Below are 6027 nucleotides of genomic sequence, written 5' to 3'. Positions count from 1 at the left end.
CTGACCATTCGGAGCGTGCTTCCGTGACTTACCGCGAAGAAATCACCCTCAAAGAGGCTGCGGCACGCAAGCGCTGCAATCTGCAGACGATTCGCCGAATGATCGCCTCAGGGCAATTGCCAGCACACAGGTTTGGCCCGCGGCTCATCCGCATCTACGCCGACGACCTCGAAAAGGTCGGCCACCCCCTTGGCAGCGCTGGTGCCGCATGACAGCCGCCACCGAACCACCGGAATCCGAAGCGTTACAGTGGTGCCACGCTGTCAAACGGGCGACCTACCGGCGCCGCCCGCGTGGGCTGCTACGCAACATTAACCGCCCCAAACCGGCTGCAGCACCGGTCAGTCCGCCCGTGAATGTCGGCATGGGGACACAGTCGGAATTTCATCGACGCCTGCAAGCGGGGTGAGGTCCCTGGCGTGAAATATGACGCCGATGGCCCTCGGAGTGGCCGCTGGCGTTGGCGGCGTAGCTGACTCTGCCGGCGGCGTGCAAGGGAATGCCCCGATCTCAAATAAGCCCTATCGCAACGACCTTCGGCCCCTGGTTGCAACCTCATCCCCGAAGGAATTCACCACCGATGATTACCCCTGTCAATACGAAAGGCCCGGCCGCCGAAGCGGAACCGGACCCCTCACCCAAGGAAATTGCGCACCACCACAATCCACGTTCCAGTATAGCCGTTGCACACGACGATGCCGCAGACAAAGTCCCGCAGAACGACAAATGGGCGCTTGATCTGCAGCGCCGAGTTGGCCGCGCCGCGCGCGATACCGCCTACTACACAAGCGCAAGGTTGCTTGCATCCCATTGGCGGGTCTCTGGATGCACTAATTGCCTACTAGGCCGCGGGCGGTTACTCGCCCACGTCGCGCATATTTTGAAGATGGCTCCGCATCGCTTTTCGGACGTGGCTTCGCTTCTGCGGGTTTTTGAGCAAATCTCGGTGCGTCGAGCCATCGTCGGTCGCACTCGATAGCCATGCGTCGATTTGGGTTGTCGCAGTGGCGATGTCAACGCCGTCTTCTTCGCGGTCGATACACCAGTCTTCGGTAATGTCAGCCTCTTCGAACTGGGCGCTGCTTACCTCTTGGTATAGATGCGTCGCCACAATGGCTCTGCTGTTGTGATGGACCCAACGCTGCAGAAGAAGGTTAACGCCTGTCTGCGACATGCACGCGATGCGGGTCGCGGCTTGCAATTCTGCCGGCGTCGCGAGATGGGGCATGTGGAGCATGGCCGAGTAGTGCTGCGAGGCTTTGTCTTCAGTGCCAGGAATCAAGTCCGCAAGCGGCATCTGTTTGAAATGCCCTGAAGCCCACTTGGACGGTGTCAGAATTGCTGCCTTTTGGACCTCGGCGACCAGTATCCGGGGCACTAGTGTCACGCCGTCCGTCCTGATGGCGCATGGATGCTGAAGGATTATCAGCGTTTTCGGCTTGGATTCTGTGGCGAGCTGGACGCCGCAAAAGATGTCTCCAGTGAAGATTGGCCGGTGGGGGACGACCTCGTATCCCCGGGCGCGATAGATGCTCGCCCAATCGGGCGCGTCATCGGTCCCGGGTGCCTCGAGGTTGTCCGCCACTCGCTACTGACCTTTAGCTCGAATCGATAGGTTTCCGTCGTCGGCCTCGAAGACCTCCCAGTTGCTGCGGAAACTTTCCCGCCAATCCGGCCGGAATTCGTTCATCGCCTGCTCGGGCGTAATATGTTGCGTAGCATATTCGAACAGCACTAAATGATTTCCCTCGGACCAAATGTCTATTGGGGTTATTGGAGCGCCGTCAATTATGGGTGTTTCAAACCACTGAGCTACATCTTCGGCATGGAAATGCGCAATAATGAAGTCGCAAGCGGCGACTAAACTGGCGAGCTTATGCCGATTCGACCCCGTGACGTTGTCGCCTTTCCGCCATTTCTGAATAGCGGCGACGCTGACTCCCACCATCTTCGCAATGTCACGCCAACTGAAGCCAAGGTCGGCAAGGTCGCTCAGCATCGTGGCAGGGCTGGATAGCGCCCGTTGTTGTGTGAGCACCTGCCATTCGTGCTGGTAAGTCTTCTGGTGCGTTTGACCGACGTCGACAGCTAGGTTCCGGACACGCTTTCGGAGGTCATGAGCGTCCTCCGTTAGGAGCAGGGCCGTCGACCGGGTTGTGGTTGGCCTATGCGGTGGTGTTATGCCTGTTCCAGCGGTGCCCAAGTCGTCATCGCCCCATAACAGGTCATGGTAGCGTCCCGTTGTTCTAACCATTGCGAAGTACCTCATTTCTGTAACGGTCGGTGATTAAGTCTTCGAAGAGGGTGCGAACAGGGCGGTGTAGATCGTCATAAAGTGAGTTCAGATAATCCTTTTCAAATTCGGGGATTGGTCCATCGGGTACCCAAAAACTATCGATATCCATGAGAAAAAACGGACCTGGGCCGACCGTCTTTACTCGACGCAAATCGGAATCTGGGTCGACCGCATAACCATCGCGGGGGCCGTAGCGGAGAACTAATGACTGCCCAGGTCGAGGGCACCGGTACATTGCTGCACCCTGTAGCTCCATCAGTTCGAGACCGGAATCGGTGGACGTGTCGGCTTTCGGGCCGAGCAACGACGTATCGACCCAATCGCCCCAATTGCCAACGACCGCAGCGGCTTCAGGGACGCGAACCTCGTCTACGTACCGAAGCCCGACCCTCTCGATCCCAGCGATCGGCGACACCTGCACGCGTGCTTCGAGTACCAGCCATAAAAGCTCGAGGAAAGATTGCCAGCCCTTGTAGGCGCTAGTCTCGACGATCGTCGATTGCTCGCGGATGGCTGTGGCAACGTTGCTTTCTCGGTTCAGGAATCGAGGAAAACGTTCGATCGTGGCGGTTGGCTGCGCGGGGGGAGCCACCATCTCGAAGTGGACATTTTGGCCAGGCCGTTCGATCGGAAGTCGCTCCGCGAGGAGTCGCTTCAACGCACGATTCTCCGAACTGGTCAGCGGGCCTGCCGGAGGATGGCGGATCTCCATGGTAACCAGGACGACAGGCGCGTTTGGATAAACCTCGTCCTCGGTCATCCTTCAAAGGATACCAAAACTACAACCAAAACAGCAACCATGGCGTGGCCATGAAACCCCGATCTCTCGCCGATGCATGGATTGATGGATGTTGCATTTCCGCCGCTAGCCTGACCCGTCAGAAAGGCCCTGCTCGGTAGCGCTGATCTCCGGAAGAGCCGCTGCGCAGAACCCGGCGGCTGTTTTTGCTGATTTGCTGCGCCGCCGGCTCATTGCATATGAAGGTCATGCCGGGGGTATGGGCATTGCGATGGGACCTCGAAAAGTGCCTCTGAACTGCGGCGACGCTGGTGCCCCTGTTCAGAGTCGGTTGATGGGTGACATTTCTATCTCGGTTGATCCGTGACACTCGGGGTTATGGGTTAGGCCTGTTCGCGGGTGCGGAAGGCCCGTTTGTTTCTTACCTCGCCGCGGTGGGTGCGCGCGGCGGTCTTGACTAAATGATCGCCGATCCAGAACCGCAGCAGGTCGCCGTCGACGTGGATGTCGCAGCGGGATCCGGCGTAGTGGGCGCCCACACAGACCTGCTGCCAGGCCACACTGACCACCCCGTTGGTCGTCACACGTCGGCTGACCCAGTCCTCGCCGACGCGCTCAGCCCGGGTATCTGTCGGTGCTGACGGCGTGGCTGCGGCGCCGCCGCAGGTAAACCGCTGCGCGGGAGTGGTCATCTGCAACGCCTGATGGGGCCGCTCGTTGTTGTAGTAGGCGACCCACTCGTCCAGAGCCCGCTGGGCTGCCTTCAGATTCGGGAAAGCGGCTGTATCGCTGAGGAATTCAGCGCGCAGACTGCGATGGAACCGCTCAATCTTGCCGGTCGTGGTCGGAGACCGGGGCTGAGTCAACAGATGCTCGATACCGTTCTCGCGGCAGATCGCATCAAAGAGCACCTCCACGGGCGGATGATGAAACCGGCCGGTGAACACCTTGCCGTTATCGGTCAGGATCTGCTGCGGCAGCCCATAGGTCGCCAGCGCAGCCCGCAGCCCATCGCAGACCGCCCGCGTGCGCTCACGAGCCATCAACCGTGCACATACGCACATCCGCGAGTGGTCATCAATCCCGGTCAACGCTTTCGCGCTGGTCCCATCGGCCAGCGGGAAACCGCCGACGACATCCATCTGCCATAACTCCATCGGCGCACCGCGTTCCCAGCGCTTCCACTTCCGCGAACGCCGATCCCGATCCGCGGGATCGATCATCCCCGCACGCAGCAACGCCCGATATACCGCCGACTCCGAGGGCACCGCAGCGACGCGTCGTTTGGCCAACTCGAACACCAACCGCCGCGGACCCCAATACGGGCGCGACCGCCGCAACTCCAGCACCGCCGCCTCCACCGGCGCGGGCATCTGATGCGGACACGACACCGGCCGATGCGACCGATCCCTGAGCCCCTCGAGGCCCTCGGCCTCATACCGGGCCAACCAGCGGTGCAGCGTCTGACGCGCCACCCCCGCCTTCTCCGCCGCCTGCGACACCGACAATCCATCGCCGATCACCGCCATCACGGCCTGATACCTCTGCTCAGCCACGCTCAACTCCCTCATCGAAGGAGTGTCACGAATCAACCGAAACAACTGTCACGCATCAGCCGAAACACTGTCAGGCATCACCCGAAGACGAAATGTCACGCATCAACCGACGCAATACACGACGCTGGTGCCCCCGGCAGTGTGGTGTTTCAGGACATACGCATAGGGTGTCGCAACACATCGGCATAGGTTGATGGCGCGACTTTCAGTGGGTGTCGAAGGCTCGCTTGGTCATCACCGCTGTTGTCATCGAGGGTCGCAGCCAATCTGAGGTCGCCCGTGATTACGGGGTTTCCCAGCCTTGGATTTCGCGGCTGGTCGCACGCTATCGAGCCGAAGGTCAGGCGGCGTTCGAGCCCAGATCACGACGCCCGCACACCACACCGGCCAGGCTGGCTCAAACCACGATCGATCTGATCCTCGAGCTGCGCGAGAAACTGACCAGCAAAGGCCTCGACAACGGGCCACACACCATCGCCTGGCACCTCGCCCAGCACCACGGCCGACGCGTGTCGGTGGCCTCGATCAGCCGTCACCTGCACGCTGCAGGTTTAATCGAAGCCGCCCCGGCCAAACGACCCAAAGCCTCCTACATCCGGTTCGCCGCCGAACTGCCCAACGAACGCTGGCAAGCCGACTTCACCCACTGGTGGATCGCCGGGACCACCCACACCGAGATCCTGTGTTTCATCGACGACCACTCCCGCTACGCCCTGTCGGTCACCGCACACCACCGCGTCACCGGACCCATCGTCTTGGCCGCCTTCCGCAAAGCCTATGAACTACACGGCATTCCGGCCTCAACACTGACCGACAACGGCATGGTCTTCACCACCCGCCTCGCCGGCGGACGCGGCGGCCGCAACCACCTAGAGACCGAACTACACCGCCTAGGCGTGACCCAAATCAACTCCACCCCCAACCACCCCACCACCTGCGGCAAAGTCGAACGCTTCCACCAAACCCTCAAAAAATGGCTCACCGGCCAACCCCGCGCCACCACCCTCACCCAGCTGCAAACCCAACTCGACGAATTCCTCAACGAATACAACCACCACCGCGTACGCCGCGACCGCATCGACCACTACGCAAAACTCACCTTGCGCCACGCCGGACGCCTGCACCACATCGGCGTCGGCCGCACCCACGCCCGAACCCACGTACTAGTCCTCGTCCAACACCTCGACATCAGAATCATCAACGCCGCCACCGGCGAACTCCTCCGCCAGCTAACCCTCGACCCCACCAGGGACTACCAACCCCGCGGAGTCCCCGCCGGACGCCCAAAGAAAAAACCCGAACCCTAAACGAGGGTTCGGGCTATGCGTATGTCTTGAGACATCACACTGGTGCCCCCGGCAGTGTGGTGTTTCAGGACATAGGAATGGGGTGTCTCAAGACATCGGAATAGGCGGTCGGCCAGTTTCAGCTGGTGT

The 6027-nt window shown here is 60.7% G+C and carries 6 protein-coding genes; 2 read left to right on the top strand and 4 right to left on the bottom strand.

Translation table 11 applies throughout. From position 1 onward, the window contains the following. Positions 1–212, top strand: a 212-nt coding sequence (locus tag A5636_RS16540) for an excisionase family DNA-binding protein (RefSeq protein WP_216638844.1), incomplete at its 5' end; no start/stop codon positions are given. A 644-nt stretch (positions 213–856) separates the two neighbouring features. Here the strand turns inward: A5636_RS16540 and A5636_RS16535 are convergent. The 4 genes from A5636_RS16535 to A5636_RS16520 all read right to left on the bottom strand — a co-directional run bounded on the left by A5636_RS16535 (position 857) and on the right by A5636_RS16520 (position 4606). Beyond that, positions 857–1585 carry a hypothetical protein gene (locus A5636_RS16535; protein WP_065159726.1) on the bottom strand — a complete coding sequence of 243 codons (729 nt, stop codon included), beginning with the start codon at positions 1583–1585 and terminating at the stop codon, positions 857–859. 3 nt (positions 1586–1588) lie between these two features. Further along, positions 1589–2038: a hypothetical protein gene (locus A5636_RS16530; protein ID WP_155763851.1), complete on the bottom strand. Its 450-nt coding sequence runs from the start codon at positions 2036–2038 to the stop codon at positions 1589–1591. A 208-nt stretch (positions 2039–2246) separates the two neighbouring features. Beyond that, entirely contained in the window at positions 2247–3056 is an 810-nt protein-coding gene (locus A5636_RS16525; RefSeq protein WP_065159725.1) for a TIGR04255 family protein, read from the bottom strand. Between the two features lie 362 nt (positions 3057–3418). Next, positions 3419–4606, bottom strand: a complete 1188-nt coding sequence (locus A5636_RS16520; RefSeq protein WP_065159724.1) for an IS481 family transposase — start codon at positions 4604–4606, stop codon at positions 3419–3421. 197 nt (positions 4607–4803) lie between these two features. Between A5636_RS16520 and A5636_RS16515 the strand changes: the two genes are divergently transcribed. Then, positions 4804–5898, top strand: a complete 1095-nt coding sequence (locus tag A5636_RS16515) for an IS481 family transposase (protein WP_065159723.1) — start codon at positions 4804–4806, stop codon at positions 5896–5898. Positions 5899–6027: the final 129 nt, after the last annotated feature.

Source organism: Mycobacterium asiaticum, assembly GCF_001673315.1.
Classification (GTDB): domain Bacteria; phylum Actinomycetota; class Actinomycetes; order Mycobacteriales; family Mycobacteriaceae; genus Mycobacterium; species Mycobacterium asiaticum_B.
The sequence above is the reverse complement of the archived record's forward strand: the minus strand, read 5'-3'. Positions and strand labels throughout refer to the sequence as shown.